Below are 18,768 nucleotides of genomic sequence, written 5' to 3' on the forward strand. Positions count from 1 at the left end.
CCAGAGTACAGTGAAAACTCTGGAAAGTGCATCTCAATTACCCTATCGACACATGTAGAAACTGTTGTTTTACTTTCTAAGGGTATAATCGACTCGCAGAAAGTAAAGGTTGAGATGTCTCTCGAAGATATGGATATGTCTGGATTTCAATAGCATGTATTTATAAGTAGATGGATATTATATTATAAGTAATACTAAATTGACCGCATAGCCTTATGCTCGTAAAATAATTTTGTGATTTTTATTAAATAAGAGTATAAATATTTGGAGGAACCAATGAAAAAGACAACAAACTCTTCACCTTACCAGTTTGAGGGCAGAATACCTCTGTCTCAGGCTATTCCGCTTGGACTGCAGCATGTTATGGCTATGTTCATCGGAAACCTTACACCTCTTATCATAGTTATGGGAGCATGTGGACTCACAGCGGACGCAGGCTTTGCGGAGCTTAGAACAGCTCTCTTACAGAATGCCATGATTATCGCAGGTATTGTCACATTAGTACAGATGTTTTCCATCGGACCGGTCGGCGGAAAGGTACCTATCGTTATGGGAACCTCTTCGGGCTTTCTTGGAGTATTAAATAATACAGTTGCAGCGTGTGGCGGCGGAGTTATAGCATATGGAGCTATTATGGGAGCCTGCATTGTAGGAGGTATTTTCGAAGGCATACTCGGAGCCTTCTTAAAGCCTTTACGCAAGTTTTTCCCTGCAATCGTTACAGGCTCAGTTGTTATAGCAATAGGACTTTCACTCCTTGGAGTGGGAATCAACTACTTCTGCGGTGGCACAGGCAAAAATGATTACGGCTCACTGCCAAACCTTTTTCTTGGAATGGTTGTACTTATGGTAATCGTGCTTCTTAAGCATTTTGCACCGTCGCGCAGTATTTTTTCATCATCTGCCATCCTTTTTGGTATTCTGGCAGGATATGTTGTAGCAATCATTATGACACTTACCATGTCACATACAGGTGTGACTGCTGACGGTGTCAAATACACATATTCATGGGTAGTAAACTTTGACGAGGTTAAAAATGCAGCATGGATAGCAGTTCCAAGCTTTATAGGCTTTGGAAAGCTTTCAGATGTGGGAATTTCCTTCCATGCCAATGCAATCATCCCAATCGGCATCATGTTTATCGTTACTGCAATCGAGACAGTTGGCGATATCTCAGCCTGTGTGGAGGGTGGAATGGACAGAGAGGCTACAGATTCAGAGCTTTCCGGCGGTGTTATCTGTGACGGTCTTGGTTCATCATTTGCAGCGCTTTTCGGAGTACTGCCAAATACCTCATTCTCACAGAATGTAGGTCTTGTTTCAATGACAAAGGTTGTCAATAGATTTGCTATTTCAATGGGAGCTATATTCCTCATCATTTGCGGCTTCTGCCCAAAAATTGGAGCTCTCATGTCAATCATGCCTCAGTCGGTGCTCGGCGGAGCTGCGGTTATGATGTTTGCCTCTATCCTGATTTCCGGAATTGAGCTCATCACAAAGGAGCCAATCGGCAGCCGTGAGATTACAATTATCTCAGTTGCAATCGGTTTAGGCTACGGACTTGGCGCTACAACAGGTGCTACATCACACCTGCCATACTATATACAGCTTATATTTGGCGGTTCAGGTATCGTGCCTTGCTCACTTTGCGCTATTCTTCTCAATATTATTTTGCCGAAGAAATCTAAGAACGCACCATATATGTGGGATATGGAAGAAAAAGATGATGTGAAGCGTGTGGATGATTAACGCTTAGGATTTTAAAGTCGTCCGGTGCATTAAGTACACCGGCGGCTTTATTATTTGTGGGAAAGTATGGAAATATATGGAAAAAGTGATTTCAATAGTGGGCGCAGGTGGAAAGACCACACTCGTCCATAAGCTTGCAAGGGAATATCACAGGAGAGGAAAAGGTGTGCTTGTCACAACAACAACGCACATGTATGTCGAAGCTGACACTGACCTATCCTGCGATTTTTTTGCGTTAAGGGATAAAATAATAAAAGATGGATATTGCATGGCGGGGCAGAAAATATCAGAACAGTCAAAGCCAAAAATGTGCGGACTGCCGTATGATTTGCTTGATAAACTGATTAAAGACATGCCACAGGCGTTAGATTATGTTATAATCGAAGCAGATGGAGCAAAGCACCATTCTCTCAAATATCCGGCAGCGGATGAGCCTGTCATATATCCGCTCACCACAGATGTTATCATAGTGCTTGGCACGTGGGAAAAGGGCAAGCTGTGTAAAGACGTTGTGTTCAGATATGAGCTTATGCAAAACGAGCTAGGAATGGCAGAGGATGTAGTGGTTGATGACTCGGTTATAGACACGCTGCGTCAGGTCTATGTCAAAAAGCTTCGCGACAGCGGGTTTGAAGGACGGATTTCGACATATTACAGATAAACATGGAAATAATAAGTTAACAGGGTAACTAATTATATGAGCAATAATCAAATAAAAGAGAAAAATTTGTTAATCATATGCCGTGGTGCAGGCGATCTTGCGACAGGCATCATCCACAGACTGCACCGTGCAGGACATCGGGTGATAGCGCTTGAGACAGACTATCCGGCAGCCATACGGCGTCAGGTGTCCTTTTGCGAGGCAGTGTATGATGGGAGCGCAACTGTAGAGGGTCTGACAGCCAGACTGCTTCCTGCCTTGAATGATGCAGAGACAATTTCCGGGATAAATGACACACCGCAAGCTCATATTGCATCGCAAAAGTGGAAGAGCTCAGCTATCGAAGCTGTGCTTGAGGCCGGAGAGGTTCCGCTTCTCATAGACCCAACCGGTGAATCAATTGCACTTTTTAGACCGGATGTTGTGGTAGATGCCATAATAGCAAAGAAAAATCTGGGCACCACAATAAATATGGCACCGCTTGTGATAGGAGTAGGTCCGGGCTTTACGGCAGGCAAGGACGTGCATCTGGTGATTGAGTCCATGCGTGGGCACAATCTGGCGCGCATCATTACCGATGGCATGGCACAGCCCAACACAGGGGTTCCGGGAAATATCGCAGGCTTCACAAGTGAGCGTGTGATACATGCCCCGGCAGCAGGATATATTTATGATGTCAGAAAAATCGGAGATATTGTGCAAAAGGGCGATGAGATAGCGCGGATATATCCGGATAAAGGAAGCTATGACAATAAATTGTCTGAATATGTTCCGGTAAATGCTACAATTACAGGCATCATACGAGGTCTTATCCGTGAGGGTTATTATTTCAAGGAAGGCTTCAAGATAGCGGATATCGATCCACGCGAAGGGGAGCTTTCAAATTGTTTTACGATCTCTGACAAGGCAAGGAGTATAGCAGGCAGTGTGCTTGAGGCGGTATCGGCATTTGAGCACGGCATAAGGATTTATTAAATGTGCAGTTACTAATAGATAATAAATTATGGTAACTGAACAGTTACAATGAGGATTAATTAATTGACGCAGCAAAACGGATTAGATATCAATAATCAGGAACAAAATAAAGAAAAGCTCACACATTTTAATGAGGCAGGGGAAGCCCACATGGTGGATGTGCACGCAAAGGATGACACATACCGCGTGGCGAAAGCCTGCGGCACGATAAAGGTAAATGACGCTGTATACAGGGCTGTATCTATGGGCACGGCTAAAAAGGGTGATGTGCTGGGAGTGGCAAGGATTGCAGGAATCATGGGAGCAAAGAACAATTCCATGCTTATTCCGCTCTGTCATCCTATTGCTATGACAAAGTGTGATGTTGAGTTTGAGCTGGATGAAAAAAACAGCAGTATCACGGCAATTTGCACGACAGCCTGTGTGGGCAAAACCGGTGTAGAGATGGAGGCCATGACAGGGGTCAGTGTGGCGCTTCTTACCATATATGATATGTGTAAGGCGCTAGACCGTGGAATGGAAATCGGGCAGATACATCTGCTTGAAAAATCCGGTGGAAAGAGTGGACACTATACAGCTGAATAGTTAAAAATACACATTTAATCAAGGATAACAGGGTGATGTAATGTATACTGTAGGGATTATAACGATAAGTGATAAAGGCGCAGCGGGCCGGCGCGAGGATAAAAGCGGCCCGAAAATAAGACAGATGCTTCCCAAAGATGAGTACGAGGTGGTTTCATATAAAATCATACCGGACGAGAGAAAACAGATTGCAGACGAGCTTGTCAGGTTGAGTGATGACATGAAATGCAATCTGGTGCTTACAACCGGCGGCACAGGTTTTTCACCTAGGGATATCACGCCGGAAGCTACAATGGATGTTGCACAGCGCAATGCACCAGGTATCGCTGAGGCACTGAGAGCGTACAGCATGAGTCTTACACCGCGCGCCATGCTTGGCAGAGGCGTTTGCGTCATCAGGAAAAACACACTGATAGTTAATCTGCCCGGCAGTGTGAAGGCAGTGTCGGAGAGCATGGATTTTCTGATGGGAAATATAGAGCATGGGCTTGATATTTTACTGCAGTATGACAGTGAGTGCGGTCGGTGTACTAGGTGTGGTTTGGAATAGTTAATATTTACAGAGATAATAATTGGAGTGTGGGATTATATGAAGCTTATGAAGACAACTGAGGCAGTCGGACAGGTGCTCTGCCACGATATCACACAGATTATTCCCGGCGTGAAAAAGGATGCAGTTTTTCGCAAGGGGCATATCATAACAAAAGAGGACATACCGGTGCTGCTTAGTGTCGGAAAAGATACCATATATATATGGGAAAATGATGAGACCATGATGCACGAGAATGAGGCTGCGGAGGTGCTTTATCGTATGAGCGCATGTGGCACAAAGAAAATTGAAGCAGACACACAATCAGGCGTTTCTTGCGGCACTGTGAGTAAAATGCATCCGTCCCCCGTAAAGGAGGGCAAGATAGAGGTAATCGCAGACTGTGATGGACTGCTTAAGGTGGATAGCAAAAAGCTTGAAAAGGTCAACTCCTTTGGAGAGCTGATGATAGCCACAAGGCACGGCAATACCACTGTGAAAAAGGGTGATAAGCTCGCCGGAACAAGAATCATACCGCTTGTCATAAAAAAAGATAAGCTAAAGGAAGCTTCTAATATATGTGAGGATGGTCCAATCCTTGATATTAAGCCGTTTGTGGTCAGAAAAGCAGCAATAATTACAACCGGAAACGAAGTGTACCATGGCAGGATACAGGATGCATTTACACCTGTTATAGAAAAAAAAATAGCAGAGTTTGGCGCACAGATGATGTTTCATGAGGTGTTTGATGATGATGACAAAAAAATCACAGACGGATGCTTACGCGCGATAGAAGCAGGAGCGGAAATTGTATTCTGCACAGGTGGAATGAGCGTGGATCCTGATGATAAAACGCCGCTTGCCATCAAAAATACAGGCGCACGGATTGTGTCATACGGCTCGCCGGTGCTTCCGGGAGCCATGTTTTTGCTGTCGTACTATGATGCAGGTGACAGGCTGGTGCCGATATGTGGGCTGCCCGGCTGTGCCATGTACAATAAGCGCACGATATTTGATATTGTGTTGCCTAGGCTTATGGCACGTGATATGATTTATGCAGATGAGCTTGCCGGACTTGGAGAAGGCGGCCTCTGCCTGAATTGTGATGTCTGCACGTTTCCTAACTGTGGTTTTGGAAAGGGCTTTTAACATGCGCGATGGATTTGGCAGAGAGATTGACTATATGCGCATATCGGTGATAGATAGCTGTAATTTAAACTGCTATTACTGCAATCCCTGTGACAATAATGAGCACTGTCATGCACTAAATATACTTAGCGTAAAAGAGGTGCTTTACATAGTCCGCGCAGCCACAAGGCTTGGAATTAAGCATTTTCGTCTGACAGGCGGTGAGCCGCTTTTGCATCCGCAGCTTGATGAAATGGTTTTACAAATCAAAAAGATACCGGGTGTCAGCAGCGTATCGCTTACTACAAATGCAGTACTGCTTGCGCAGCATGCAAAGTGGTTAAAGGAAGCAGGCATAGACAGCATAAATGTGAGCCTGGACACTATAGATGCGTCAGAATATGAACGCATCACAAAAAAACCGCTGCTTGAAGAAGTAAAGCATGGAATCAATGCCGCTATAGAGTGCGGAATAAGAGTGAAAATCAATGTGGTGCTCACACCGCAGACAGATGTGGTGGCGCTCACACGATATGTTGCAAAAAAAGGTACAGATATCCGCTTTATAGAGATGATGCCGGTAGGTGAAGGACACACCAACGGAGTCGAGCCATATAAGAAGGTTATTGGTACACTTTCAAAACTGTATGGAGAACCTTGCCGTATAAATACTGAAAAAACAAAAGAAATTAATTCGGGAAATGACAAACGGAAAATTCCGGATAACGGCCCGGCAGAGTATTACATTTTTCCGGAACTTGGTATCAGAGTAGGTCTGATTCAGGCAATTCATGGGAAGTTCTGCGACACCTGCAACCGCATACGTGTTACGGCTGACGGCAGGCTTATGCCATGCCTGGGAAGCAGCGTGACGATGGATTTAGTACCTGATTCATGGGATTTTGCAGATGATGTGGAAAAAGATTTTGCAATAGTCCGGGCACTAAGGGCTGCCATAAAGGCAAAGCCAAGGTGTCACAATTTTAATGATAATGCAGTGACATATACAAAAACTACAGAGACAAAGACTACAGAGATAGAAGCTGCGGAAGTAAATGCAGCAAGAAATATGAGCCGGATAGGGGGCTGATAGAAAATAATGGGAAAGCTTCTTGCAATCAATATAAGCAAAGAGAGAGGAACTGAAAAGAGAGAGGTGCCACAGGCGGAGCTTGTTGCAGACTACGGCATCATGGGAGATGCACATGCCGGAAAGTGGCACAGGCAGGTCAGCCTGCTTTCCGCGGAGAAAATAGATGACTTCAGGGCAAGAGGGGCACAGATAGACAACGGTGCATTCGGTGAAAATTTAATTATTTCAGGATTTGATTTAGGAAATCTGCCTCTTGGTACACGCTTTTGCATAGGAGATACCATCCTTGAGATGACGCAGATAGGCAAGCAGTGCCATTCGCATTGTGCCATATACAAGAGGATGGGCGAGTGCATTATGCCAAAGGAGGGTGTGTTTGCGGTAGTCGTAAGAGGTGGTCAGATTCATGCCGGTGACGAGGTGAAGTTGATTCCGGCCAACATATATGCTTCGATAAAGGACAGACCTGTGGACAGCCGCTGTGAGCTTTTGACAGTCATAGAAGGAGCACATGCCGGGGCAAAGGCACTCTATATAGATGGCAGAATAAGAGTGGCATACGGCAATGTGTGGGCAGATGAAATAGATGACAATGATAATTCCATTGTGATGTTCAGACAGCAGATAGGCAGCAGACCACGTCTCATAATCTGCGGTGGAGGGCATGTATCGGCGGCACTTGTACGCATGGCATCGCTTTTGGCATTTGACATATGGGTGATAGAGGACAGACCTTTGTTTGCAGACAATGCAAAGCGCCAAGGCGCAGACCATGTGATTTGCGGCGATTATAAAGAAACTCTCGCCAAGCTACAGCCGCAGGCGGATGATTACTATGTATGCATGACAAGAGGACATCGCTTCGATATGGAATGCCTCACAGAGATATTCAAAAAGCCCTATGCCTATGTGGGTATGATGGGCTCAAAGAAAAGAGCTGTGATAGTGAAAAAAGACCTTGAAGAATCGGGGTTTTCACAGGAAATTATATCAGGATTACATTCTCCGATAGGCCTTGCAATAGGTGGACAGACACCGGAGGAAATTGCTCTTTCGGTGATAAGCGAGATAGTAAAGTGTAAAAATGAGCGTACAAGCTGCACTCAGATAGATAACGAAGTGCTTGACGCACTTACTGAGGTGGCTGGGCATTGTGCATCAGTTACACACTCCCCGGATGAGAAGTACATACTGTGTACCATCATAAAAAAGAACGGCAGTGCACCGCGCGGAGTTGGCACACAGATGCTTGTGAGCTCAGACAACCGTATTGTTGGAACAATAGGCGGAGGCTGTGCGGAGGCTTTAGTTATAAGCCGCTGCAGGAGGCTGTTTCGCAATCAGGAGTTCAAATGTGAGCTGATTGATGTCAGCATGAATACTGACGATGCCGAGAATGAGGGAATGGTGTGCGGAGGCAGCATTTCAGTGCTGCTGGAGCAGATCAGATGATGAATAAATAAAAAGAAAAGAGAGATTAAAAGTGTGATTTTAAGAAGAGCAACAGGCACTGATAAATCAGTAAAGGAGCGCAAGGGTTTAAAGAGAAAATTTGCAGCATATGCAGGACTTACGCTTGGACTTATTCTTACAGCAGGACTTTTTGCAGGCTGCGGAAAGAAGGATACTGCAGAGAGCGGTAATGTAGATGTAGATTTATCGATTTTTGCGGCAAAGAGCTTAAACAGTGTTATGGATGAAATTTGTGCAGCCTACACCAAGGAGCATCCAAATGTAAACTTCCAGAACAACTATGACAGTTCGGGAACTCTGATGGCACAGATTAAAGAGGGTGCGAAGTGCAATATCTTTTTCTCAGCAGGAGTGGCACAGATGGATGAGCTTCAGAATGGTTATGAAGCAGGAAGCGTGGTTGATGATACTCGTGTTGACCTTTTAAATAATCAGGTGTGCCTTGTTACATATAAGAATAGTGGCACGGCAGTTACCAGCTTTGCAGACATCTCAAAGGCTAAAAATATGGCACTTGCTGACGGAACAGTTCCTGTAGGACAGTACACCAGAGTAGCACTTGTAAATTCAAAAATGGTTGAAGGAGATGCTTCAAAGCCACAGGATATTTCAGATTCTGATATCTCAAAGGCACTTGGCGGTCTGGAAATCAACAGCTGTGCAAATGTAGGTGCAGTTGCATCTGCCGTAGCTGAGGGTGCAAACGAAATAGGAACAGTTTATTACTCAGATACATTCGGATACGAGAATCAGCTTGACATTATAGAAAAGCTTCCAAACAGTTTAACAGGTGATGTTATATATCCGATAGCAGCCTTAAAGGGTGACAACACTACAGCAGACGAGCTTGAAGCCGCAAAGGAATTTATTGCATATCTTCAGACAGATGAGTCAATGTCAGTATTTGAGAAATATCATTTTACGGTAAATGAATAATGGGAACGATTGATTTCGCACCGCTTTGGATAACATTAAAAACAGGAATAGTAGCGTCGGTTTTTTCATTCTTTATTGGAATAGCTTTTGCTGAGCTTGTTATAAACACAAAGGGCAGAGTGAGGGCATTCTGGGATGGACTGCTGACACTTCCGATGGTATTGCCGCCTACCGTGGCTGGATACATCCTTTTAAGGATTTTCAGTACAAGACGTCCCTTTGGAAGTTTTTTAAGCAATAGCATGGGTATACAGGTAGTACACACGTGGCTTGGCTGTGTGGTTGCAGCGACCATCATTGCACTCCCTCTCATGTACAGAAATGCGAGAGCGGCATTTGAGCAGATAGACGAAAATGTCATATATGCGGCGCGCACTCTCGGCATAAGTGAGTGGAAGGTTTTCTGGAAAATACGTTTGCCGATGGCAAAGCCCGGCATCATATCGGGTGTCACACTGGCCTTTGCCAGAGCTATCGGTGAGTACGGCGCCACATCAATGCTTGCCGGAAATATAGCGGGAAAGACATCGACCATATCACAGCAGATAGCAATGGTCATCCAAAGTGGTGACTATGCCACAGCGGGCTTCTGGTGCATAGTAATCATAGCGATTTCGTTTGCATGCCTTGTATCGATAAATATGATATGCGGCAAAAGCAAGGGCATAAAGAGAAAGAGAAAAAATAATGTCGCTCATAGTAAAAATAAAAAAACAGTTGGATAATTTCATGCTTTCGGTTGACATGGAGCTTACGGACGAGATTGTGTCCGTAATTGGTATGTCGGGCTCAGGAAAGAGTATGACACTCAAGTGTATAGCAGGGATAGAGACTCCTGATTCAGGCTTTATATCATTAAATGACCGGGTGCTGTATGACTCAAAAAATCGCATAAATCTGCACCCCGGTAAGCGCAGGGTAGGCTATCTGTTTCAGGACTATGCACTTTTTCCTACAATGACCGTGATGGAAAATATATGCATAGCAATGGGACATCGCGATGAAAAAAAGGTGAAGGTCTGGCTGAAGCGGTATGGGCTTGATGGCATGGCAGACACATATCCGGATCATCTCTCGGGAGGCCAGAGGCAGCGCGTGGCAATGCTTCGCATGCTTGCGGCTAAACCGGAGTGTATACTGCTCGATGAGCCTTTTTCGGCACTGGATGAGCATGTGAAAAGAAGTATGGAATCAGAGCTTATGGAGATGCTTTCCGATTTTCACAATCCTGTTATCTTTGTGTCACACAATCGCGATGAGGTGTATCGTCTGGCAGAGCGTATCGGAAGTATTGAGAGCGGCATGCTGAGTGCAGTCCGCGACAAAAAAGATTTCTTCATGCGGCCTATGTCTGTGGAGCAGGCACTGCTTGTGGGCTGCAACAATATATCACAGGTGAAATGGCAGGATAAGCATCATGTTCTTGCCGTGGAATGGGATAGCGTATTTGAGGTCACTGATGAGCAGATTGAACAGCTTGCGATGGATACGGACAACATATCACACATAGGTGTTTTCCCTCAGGATATAATAATATCTGCAAGTAAAGCAAAATCGGTACTTGCATATAACAATAAAAATATAATCAGGATTAAAGATTATAAAATAGTTGAAGAACTAAAAACATGGGAAGTATCGTGTGGATTAAATAATGATTCAACAATTTATGCAAATCTTCCAAAGCATACAGAAGCAAATATGCTTAGCAAAAATATAAATGATGAGCTTTATATAAAGAAATTTTATCTGCTTGGATGAGAAGTAAATGAGGACATACTATGATTTACCTGGACAACGCTGCCACAACAATTAAAAAGCCGGATGCGGTATATGATGCTGTGCTTGATGCAATGAAGCACTGCGGCAATTCAGGTCGGGGAATGTCGGATGCATCGCTTGATGCGTCAAGGAAAATATATGAGGCCAGAATGTGCCTTACAGAATTTTTCGGCGGGGAGGATGCGGATAGACTTGTTTTTACGGCAAATTCCACTGAGTCGCTCAACATTGCAATCCACGGACTGCTTGAGCCGGGGGAGCATGTGATTACGACACAGCTCGAGCACAATTCGGTGCTCAGACCTCTTTATATGCAAAGGGAGAGGGGAGTGTGCGTGGATATTGTGCCATGCAGTGATGAAGGAATAAAAAGAGGGATAATTTCCCCGCGGGATATAGAGGCTGCAATTTGTCCGGAAACAAAAGCCATCGTCTGCACACATGCTTCAAATCTCACAGGCAATGTGGTGGACATTAAGTCAATAGGGCAAATCGCACGAAAGCATGACCTTTTATTTATAGTTGACGCATCGCAGACAGCCGGTGTGCTTCCGATAAATGTAAAAGACATGAATATTGATGTGCTCTGCTTCACAGGGCACAAGGGGCTGATGGGTCCACAGGGGACCGGAGGACTTTATGTGGGAGAAAGAGCAGATATAAAGCCGGTTAAAAGCGGTGGCACCGGCGTGCTCAGCTTTCTTGAGAGCCAGCCTATGGAGCTTCCGACAAGACTTGAGGCCGGTACCTTAAATGGCCCGGGAATTGCAGGGCTTTTGGCAGGAATAAAGGCGATTGAAGAAATTGGTGTGGATAACATATATGCTAAAGAGTATATGCTGATGAAGGCTTTTCTAAAGAAAATAAAGATAATCCCGGGAATCAGGATATATGGGGATTTCGACATGCTGCCCGATAATGGAGCACATTGTGCGATTGTTTCAGTAAATATAGCTGATATGGATTCTGCTGAGGTGTCGGATATACTTATGAATGAGTATGGCATTGCAACAAGAAGCGGCATACACTGCGCACCACTGATGCATAAATTCTTTGGAACACAAAAACAGGGTATGGTGAGATTTTCATTTTCATATTATAATACAAATGATGAGATAAATGAGGCCGCTGAAGCGCTTATGCAGATTGCGGCATTGAGATAAACAGTATTAAACAATTGAAAGGAGCAAACATGCCACAGGAAATAGTGTTTTGCAAAGGCGGTGGCTGTACTGCAAAGCTTGGTCCGGATTTGTTAAGTCATGTTTTAGCAAAGTTACCAAAGGGCGAAAAAGACAGCAATCTGCTCGTCGGATATGATAGCAGCGATGATGCGGCAGTGTACAGAATTTCAGATGACACGGCGATAGTCCAGACGCTTGATTTTTTTCCACCGATGGTTGATGATCCATATACGTTTGGACAGATAGCGGCCGCAAATGCGCTCAGTGATATCTATGCGATGGGCGGCACAGTTAAGAGTGCGTTGAACATCGTTTGTTTCCCTGAGAAAATGGATTTGAATATACTCGGTAAAATAATGCAGGGAGGCGCTGACAAGGTGATAGAGGCAGGCGGTACACTTGCAGGTGGTCATTCCATAGCAGACAGCGATGTGAAATACGGACTTTCTGTCATGGGCACAGTTCATCCCAAACACATCTACAGCAACAATACAGGGCAGCCGTCAGATGTGCTTATACTGACCAAGAAGCTCGGAGTTGGGCTTGTGTGCAACGCAAACCGTGTCGGGGAAGCTCCGTTAGGTGCAATTGAGGATGCGGTAAGCTCCATGACCACACTAAACCGCGCGGCATCAGAGATCAGTCACAGCTTCGAAATACATGCATGCACAGATGTCACGGGCTTTAGTTTTTTAGGACATCTGAGCGAGATGTTAAATGATGATATAACAGCACTTATCGACTCGATTTCCATCCCGGTCATTACCGGAGCACTGCGATGCGCAGATGAGTTTTTCCTCACGGCAGCGGCGCAGCGCAACAGAAACCATGTAGGTGACAAGGTGCGTTTTGCAAAAAATATACCTTTCTCAATGGAGGAGGTGCTCTTCGATCCGCAGACCTCAGGAGGACTGCTGTTTGCAGTAAAAGCCTTTGAGGCAGATACCTTTTTGCATGAGCTTAAAGCCACAGGGCTTCCGGCTGCAAAGGTGGGACGATTTGTTAAGCGCTGCGATGTGCCGATATATGTGAACTGATTTTAAGCGATCATAGCTTATGTAAATATGCTGACAGGCTGCATGCCCTGCATTTTGAGGGTTGACAAGTTAAATAACATAGGGAGGATTATAAATATGATTACAGTAAATGCAATCGGGGATACATGTCCAATCCCGGTAGTAAAGACAAAGAAGGCAATTGAGGCTCTCACACAGCCGGACACAGTGGAGACACTTGTGGACAATGAAATTGCAGTAGAAAATTTAAAAAAGATGGCTGCACAGAAGGGCTATAGCTGCGACAGCAATAAGCTCGACGACGGAAGCTACAGTGTAAAGCTGACAATTGAGACTCTTAACACAGGAGCGTTTTCGGATACAGACGAAGCTTCACAGTACACATGCAGGCCGGCTACAGATAACAGAGTCGTTGTAATCCGCTCTTCCTATATGGGAGAGGGCAGCGAGGAGCTGGGCAGTGTACTCATAAAGGGCTTCATCTATGCACTTTCGCAGCAGGACAATCCGCCTGAAACCATGCTTTTCTACAATGGAGGAGCAAAGCTGACCTGTGATGGCTCAGAGTGCCTTGAGGATTTAAAGGAGCTTAAGAATCGTGGCGTGAAAATCTTTACCTGCGGAACATGTCTGAATTACTATGAGCTGTCAGATAAGCTTGCAGTCGGAGAGGTGACGAACATGTATGATATCGCCGAGAAAATGGCTGCAGCCTCTCTTATTGTGAGTCCTTAGTGTTATATTAAGTGTGATGTGATGGATAATAATTTGGTAAGAGAAAAGAAAAAGCGGCTAATCATTACCTTCGAGACTACCACAGCGCCGTTAAAGCTGGATATCAAGGGCAAGGCATGTGGTATTCCGGGGCGCACGATTCCTCTTCCGTCTGCTATATCGGCGGGCTGTGGTCTGGCATGGCGTGCAGAGCTTTCAGACAGGGAGAGCCTCATAGCCTTTATGAAGGAGCAGGACATTAGGTGGGAAGCCATGTATGAGCTTGAAATGTATTGATATAGGAGAAAAATATGTTTTATTACAATCAGTATGTGAGGGCGCAAAGCCTTGATGAAGCCTATGAGCTTTATCAGAAAAAAACGAATTTTGTGCTGGGCGGCATGCTCTGGCTCAAAATGAAAAATAAGACACTTGGCACGGCAATTGATTTGTGCGATCTCGGACTTGACTGGATTGATGAGGATGAAAACGAGTTTAGAATCGGTGCATATGCAACCCTCAGGCAGATAGAGACACATGAAACCCTGAATGCATATACACACGGTGCAATCGCAGAGTCGGTCAGACATATCGTCGGAGTGCAGTTTAGAAATGTGGCGACTGTCGGAGGAAGCATCTGGGGCAGATTTGGATTTTCAGATGTCATGACGATTTTCAGGGCGCTGGGAGCAAAGGTGCAGCTTCACAAGGCAGGAATTATGGATTTGGACGAGTTTGCGGCACTTCCAAGAACCACGCGCGATGTGCTCGTATCAGTAATAGTGCCGAAAAATGCAAAGGGCGTAGTATACTTAAGCCAGAGAAACCAGTCAACAGACTTTCCTGTGCTCACATGTGCAGTGGCAAATAGAAACGGCAGGTATGTGGCGGTCATCGGAGCATCACCATATATGGCAGAGCCTGTGTGGGATAAGGACGGCATACTCGATGGTATAGTAGATGCAAAGACGCACGGTAATGTAGCTTTGACGGAGAACTCCGAGAACAATGCAAAAATAGATAAATTTGCAGAATATGTTGCAGAGCATATCCGTTTTGGAAGCAATATCAGAGCAGGAGCCGAGTACAGAGAGATGATCTGCCGGGTGCTTACACGCCGCGCTGTCACACAGTCGCTTGACATCTGCGATGATATAAGGTAATCGCTACCGGATGCATGGAAGTTATGCAGGAAACTTTGGGAGCTTTATTAGTGTAATGACATCAATGCACGAGCATTAAGTAGGAAGGAATTCATGTATATGGATGTTAAAATAAAATTAAATGGAAAGTTAATAATCGACTCGGTTGACCAGGATATGGTGCTTTTGGACTTCTGCCGCAAGCACAACTGCTTTTCAGTGAAGAGGGGCTGTGAGTCAGGCAACTGCGGTCTTTGTACAGTGCTTCTGGATGGAAAGCCTGTGCTGTCATGCAGCATGCCGATAGGCAGGGCAGACGGCAGAGCCGTGGATACCCTTGAGGGACTTGAGGAGGAAGCTAAGCAGTTTACAGGATTTTTTGCTGCACAGGGAGCGGATCAGTGCGGCTTCTGTAATCCAGGTTATATTGTAAATATTGTGGCACTTTTAAGAGAAAATCCTGACCCGACTGATGAGGAAGTTCTTGAGTATCTTTCAGGAAATCTGTGTCGTTGTACAGGATATCAGAGTCAGCTCCGCTCAATCAGAAATTTCTTAAACAGTAAGAAGGAGGGCGCACCTCTTAATCTCGAGGCAGGCGTCTACGGAGAGGATATCGGAAAGGAGTGGCAGGATGAGCACAAATCAAACTAATGTAAACAGCTTCAACCGCGCGAGAAGGGATTACCACGCAGTTGGAAAATGTATACCGAAGAAGGATTCGAGCCAGCTTTTACTCGGAAAGCCGGTATTTACTGATGATATCACACCGCGTGATGCGCTTGTCATAAAGCTTCTTAGAAGCCCCTATGCGAATGCAATTGTCGAGGATGTAAAGACAGATATTGCTCTTAAGGTACCGGGCATGGTCGCAGTATACACCTGGGAGGATGTTCCGAAAAAGCGTTTTTCTATCGCAGGCCAGACCTTTCCGGAGCCGTCACCGTACGACAGACTAATCCTTGACCGTCATGTTAGAAGTGTAGGTGACGCTGTCGCTATTGTGGTAGGTGAATCGGAAAAGGCTGTAGACAAGGCTCTTAACATGATAAAAGTAAAGTACACGATTCTTGAGCCGGTGCTTGACTTCAGAAAGTCGCTGGACAACAAGGTGCTTGTGCATCCTGAGGATGACTGGTCATCCAGCATAAATACAGGCGATGTAAAGCGCAATCTCATTCATCATGAGGAGGATGAGCATGGAAATGTAGAGAAAATTCTGTCGGAGTGCGATGAGATTATTGAGCACACCTATCGCATAAAGGCAGCGCAGCAGGCATATATGGAGACCTGCAGAGCATACTGTGAGATAGACAGATACGGCAGGCTTCACTGCATCAGCTCGACACAGATTGTTTTCCACCTGCGCCGAATACTGTCCAATGCACTCGATATTCCTAAGTCCATGGTGCGTGCTGAAAAGCCGCGTATCGGAGGAGGCTTTGGTGCCAAGCAGACAGCGGTCTGTGAGGTATATCCGGCATTTGTTACCTGGAAGACAAAGCGTCCGAGCAAGATAATCTACAGCAGAAAAGAGTGCCAGACTATCGCGTCACCGCGTCATGAGATGGAGGTCACCGTGCGTCTTGGAGCAATGAGGGATGGTCATATAAGGGCGATAGATCTTTATACGCTGTCAAATGGTGGAGCATACGGAGAGCATAGCACTACAACAGTAGGACTCTCAGGTCATAAATCGCTCCCTCTTTATACAGGAGGCTGCGAGGCAACCAGATTTTCGTGCGATGTTGTGTACACAAACGTGCAGGCGGCAGGAGCATATAGAGGCTATGGAGCTACACAGGGTATCTTTGCACTTGAATCAACTGTCAATGAGCTCGCTGAAAAGCTGCATATAGACCCGGTTGAGCTTCGTTTGAAAAATATCGTCCGTGAGGGCATGTTTATGCCGGCATATTTTGGCGAGACAGCCAATGCATGTGCACTCGACAGATGCATAATGCACTGTGCGGATAATTTCCATTGGGCAGACAAGTATCCTGTCCGCGATATGGGAAATGGCAAGGTTCGTGCGGCAGGCATGGCACTTGCAATGCAGGGCTCCTGCATATCAAATGTAGATGTCGGATCGTGTACCTTAAAGCTTTCAGACTGTGGCACCTACAATATGATGATAGGCGCGGCAGACATGGGAACAGGCTGTGATACCATACTTGCGCAGATGGCGGCTGAGGTACTCGACTGCGAGCCGGATGATATAACCGTGTTTGGAGCGGATACGGATGCTTCTCCTTATGATTCAGGTTCATATGCCTCATCAACCACCTACATTACAGGAATGGCCACACAGAATGCAGCACTTGAGCTTCGTGAAAACATAAAGAAAATCGGTGCACAGATGCTGGGCCATGCTGCATCAGAGGTGGATTTTGACGGCAAAGAGGTGTATATCATAAATCCGGACGGTGCAGACAATGGAGAGGTTTGCGTAAGTCTTTCCGATATAGCAACAAAATCACAGGTCAACAACACGATACCTGTAGATGTCACAGCGACATATTCATCACCTGTTTCACCTCCTCCATACATGGTAGGAATGGTCGAGATAGAGCTTGATAAGGAGACAGGAGCAGTTAAAATACTTGATTATCAGGCTGTTGTGGACTGCGGAATTCCGGTCAATCCAAACCTCGCGCGTGTACAGACCGAGGGCGGCATAGGTCAGGGAATAGGCATGGCGCTTTATGAGAATGTCACCTACAATGCCGGTGGAAAAATCGCAGAAAATGACCTCATGCAGTACAAGATACCGACACGACAGGATGTGGGCAATATCAACGTCGAATTTGAGACAAGCTATGAGCCGTCAGGCCCATTCGGAGTTAAGTCAATCGGTGAGATAGTTATCAATACACCGGCTCCTGCGCTGGCACATGCCATTTATCGCGCAACAGGCGTATGGCACAGGACAGTTCCGTTTACCCCTGAAAAAATACTTATGGGAATGGTAGACCCAAACTGGCACGAAAAGGACCTTAGAGTGAAATGATTCATATCATATACATGGCGGCTGGAAACAGCCGCCGTTTTGGAAGTAACAAACTGTTTTATGAGCTGGATGGAAAACCTATGTACAGGCATTTGCTTGATCGCTTGGCGAAAATTAAAAATAGATATAATAAATCAAAATCATACAGCCAGACTATAGATATAACAGTTGTCACCCGTTACCGGGAAATATTGGACTACTGCGCATGTATCCCAGATTGCCATGCAGTCATAAGTCCGGACAGCGAAAAAGGCATATCCTACACTATAAAGGCAGGAATTATGGCGGTGCAGGAGCAGAAAAAGCTTAAGAAAAGCAGTGAAGTGACGCATCATACTGCCGAAACAGAGGAATATTACATGTTTGCAGTAGCTGACCAGCCATATTTAAAAAGTCAAAGCGTGATTAAATTAATAGACAGGGTGCTTAAAAATACAGGGGGTAAGCGATTGACGTTTTCACTTCGTTGTGGAGATGCTGTAGGCAACCCGTGTGTATTTAATTCATCGCTTATACCACAGCTTTTATCACTGGAGGGTGATAAGGGTGGCAGAAGTGTGGCAAAGAAGCATGACTGTGTATATGTAGATATTGCAGATGAGAGAGAGCTGATGGATATAGATACATATTTAATCCGCTAATTTACTGCCTTTAAGCAGTAAATTGCTACTTTCTCGGTGTAGTGTGGGTCAATAAGACATACATCGAATTGCATGCAAGCATGCATAGATGATGTCTTTTCCCCCTTGAATTATACATATTTCATACAGATTTCCATATATTACCTCCAAAGC

General features: G+C 45.2%; 19 protein-coding genes. All 19 read left to right on the plus strand.

Annotation, left to right across the window (positions count from 1 at the left end; genetic code table 11):
• Positions 1 to 276 precede the first annotated feature (276 nt).
• The 19 genes from DXD06_RS11690 to DXD06_RS11780 all read left to right on the plus strand — a co-directional run bounded on the left by DXD06_RS11690 (position 277) and on the right by DXD06_RS11780 (position 18,615).
• Entirely contained in the window at positions 277 to 1,749 is a 1,473-nt protein-coding gene (locus DXD06_RS11690; protein WP_117832002.1) for a uracil-xanthine permease family protein, read from the plus strand.
• A 76-nt stretch (positions 1,750 to 1,825) separates the two neighbouring features.
• Positions 1,826 to 2,410, plus strand: a complete 585-nt coding sequence (yqeC, locus tag DXD06_RS11695; protein ID WP_117832004.1) for a selenium cofactor biosynthesis protein YqeC — start codon at positions 1,826 to 1,828, stop codon at positions 2,408 to 2,410.
• A gap of 36 nt (positions 2,411 to 2,446) precedes the next feature.
• The gene (gene yqeB / locus DXD06_RS11700) at positions 2,447 to 3,385 is read left to right on the plus strand and encodes a selenium-dependent molybdenum cofactor biosynthesis protein YqeB (protein WP_117832006.1); all 939 of its coding nucleotides are present in this window, start codon (positions 2,447 to 2,449) and stop codon (positions 3,383 to 3,385) included.
• A 150-nt stretch (positions 3,386 to 3,535) separates the two neighbouring features.
• A complete protein-coding gene (gene moaC, locus DXD06_RS11705) occupies positions 3,536 to 3,970 on the plus strand; it encodes a cyclic pyranopterin monophosphate synthase MoaC (protein WP_243001057.1) in 435 nt (144 codons plus the stop codon).
• 40 nt (positions 3,971 to 4,010) lie between these two features.
• Positions 4,011 to 4,520 (plus strand): MogA/MoaB family molybdenum cofactor biosynthesis protein, encoded by a 510-nt coding sequence (locus DXD06_RS11710; protein ID WP_055067021.1) that lies wholly within the window; start codon positions 4,011 to 4,013, stop codon positions 4,518 to 4,520.
• A gap of 39 nt (positions 4,521 to 4,559) precedes the next feature.
• Positions 4,560 to 5,648, plus strand: coding sequence for a molybdopterin-binding protein (locus DXD06_RS11715; RefSeq protein ID WP_055067020.1), 1,089 nt, complete (start codon positions 4,560 to 4,562; stop codon positions 5,646 to 5,648).
• 1 nt (position 5,649) lies between these two features.
• Complete coding sequence (locus DXD06_RS11720) at positions 5,650 to 6,717, plus strand: GTP 3',8-cyclase MoaA (protein ID WP_117832008.1); 1,068 nt, start codon at positions 5,650 to 5,652, stop codon at positions 6,715 to 6,717.
• Positions 6,718 to 6,726: 9 nt separating this feature from the next.
• Positions 6,727 to 8,172: an XdhC family protein gene (locus DXD06_RS11725; protein WP_117832010.1), complete on the plus strand. Its 1,446-nt coding sequence runs from the start codon at positions 6,727 to 6,729 to the stop codon at positions 8,170 to 8,172.
• A gap of 33 nt (positions 8,173 to 8,205) precedes the next feature.
• Entirely contained in the window at positions 8,206 to 9,129 is a 924-nt protein-coding gene (gene modA, locus DXD06_RS11730; protein ID WP_117832012.1) for a molybdate ABC transporter substrate-binding protein, read from the plus strand.
• The gene (modB, locus tag DXD06_RS11735) at positions 9,129 to 9,854 is read left to right on the plus strand and encodes a molybdate ABC transporter permease subunit (RefSeq protein ID WP_022045575.1); all 726 of its coding nucleotides are present in this window, start codon (positions 9,129 to 9,131) and stop codon (positions 9,852 to 9,854) included. Before modA ends, modB begins: the two co-directional genes overlap by 1 nt.
• The gene (locus tag DXD06_RS11740; RefSeq protein WP_117832014.1) at positions 9,817 to 10,887 is read left to right on the plus strand and encodes a sulfate/molybdate ABC transporter ATP-binding protein; all 1,071 of its coding nucleotides are present in this window, start codon (positions 9,817 to 9,819) and stop codon (positions 10,885 to 10,887) included. Before modB ends, DXD06_RS11740 begins: the two co-directional genes overlap by 38 nt.
• A gap of 20 nt (positions 10,888 to 10,907) precedes the next feature.
• A complete protein-coding gene (locus DXD06_RS11745) occupies positions 10,908 to 12,071 on the plus strand; it encodes an aminotransferase class V-fold PLP-dependent enzyme (protein WP_055262341.1) in 1,164 nt (387 codons plus the stop codon).
• A gap of 29 nt (positions 12,072 to 12,100) precedes the next feature.
• Positions 12,101 to 13,129, plus strand: a complete 1,029-nt coding sequence (gene selD, locus DXD06_RS11750; protein ID WP_117832016.1) for a selenide, water dikinase SelD — start codon at positions 12,101 to 12,103, stop codon at positions 13,127 to 13,129.
• Positions 13,130 to 13,225: 96 nt separating this feature from the next.
• Positions 13,226 to 13,843 carry a sulfurtransferase-like selenium metabolism protein YedF gene (yedF, locus tag DXD06_RS11755; protein ID WP_022045571.1) on the plus strand — a complete coding sequence of 206 codons (618 nt, stop codon included), beginning with the start codon at positions 13,226 to 13,228 and terminating at the stop codon, positions 13,841 to 13,843.
• Positions 13,844 to 13,864: 21 nt separating this feature from the next.
• Positions 13,865 to 14,119, plus strand: coding sequence for a DUF3343 domain-containing protein (locus tag DXD06_RS11760; protein WP_022045570.1), 255 nt, complete (start codon positions 13,865 to 13,867; stop codon positions 14,117 to 14,119).
• 14 nt (positions 14,120 to 14,133) lie between these two features.
• Entirely contained in the window at positions 14,134 to 14,985 is an 852-nt protein-coding gene (locus DXD06_RS11765; protein ID WP_117832018.1) for an FAD binding domain-containing protein, read from the plus strand.
• Between the two features lie 99 nt (positions 14,986 to 15,084).
• Positions 15,085 to 15,618 carry a (2Fe-2S)-binding protein gene (locus DXD06_RS11770; protein WP_055067129.1) on the plus strand — a complete coding sequence of 178 codons (534 nt, stop codon included), beginning with the start codon at positions 15,085 to 15,087 and terminating at the stop codon, positions 15,616 to 15,618.
• On the plus strand, positions 15,599 to 17,974 hold the full coding sequence (locus DXD06_RS11775) for a xanthine dehydrogenase family protein molybdopterin-binding subunit (protein WP_055067011.1): 2,376 nt from the start codon (positions 15,599 to 15,601) through the stop codon (positions 17,972 to 17,974). Before DXD06_RS11770 ends, DXD06_RS11775 begins: the two co-directional genes overlap by 20 nt.
• The gene (locus DXD06_RS11780) at positions 17,971 to 18,615 is read left to right on the plus strand and encodes a nucleotidyltransferase family protein (RefSeq protein ID WP_117832020.1); all 645 of its coding nucleotides are present in this window, start codon (positions 17,971 to 17,973) and stop codon (positions 18,613 to 18,615) included. The genes DXD06_RS11775 and DXD06_RS11780 overlap by 4 nt, the downstream gene beginning before the upstream one ends.
• Positions 18,616 to 18,768 lie beyond the last annotated feature (153 nt).

The organism is Roseburia sp. TF10-5, assembly GCF_003462365.1.
Lineage (GTDB): Bacteria > Bacillota > Clostridia > Lachnospirales > Lachnospiraceae > Roseburia > Roseburia faecis.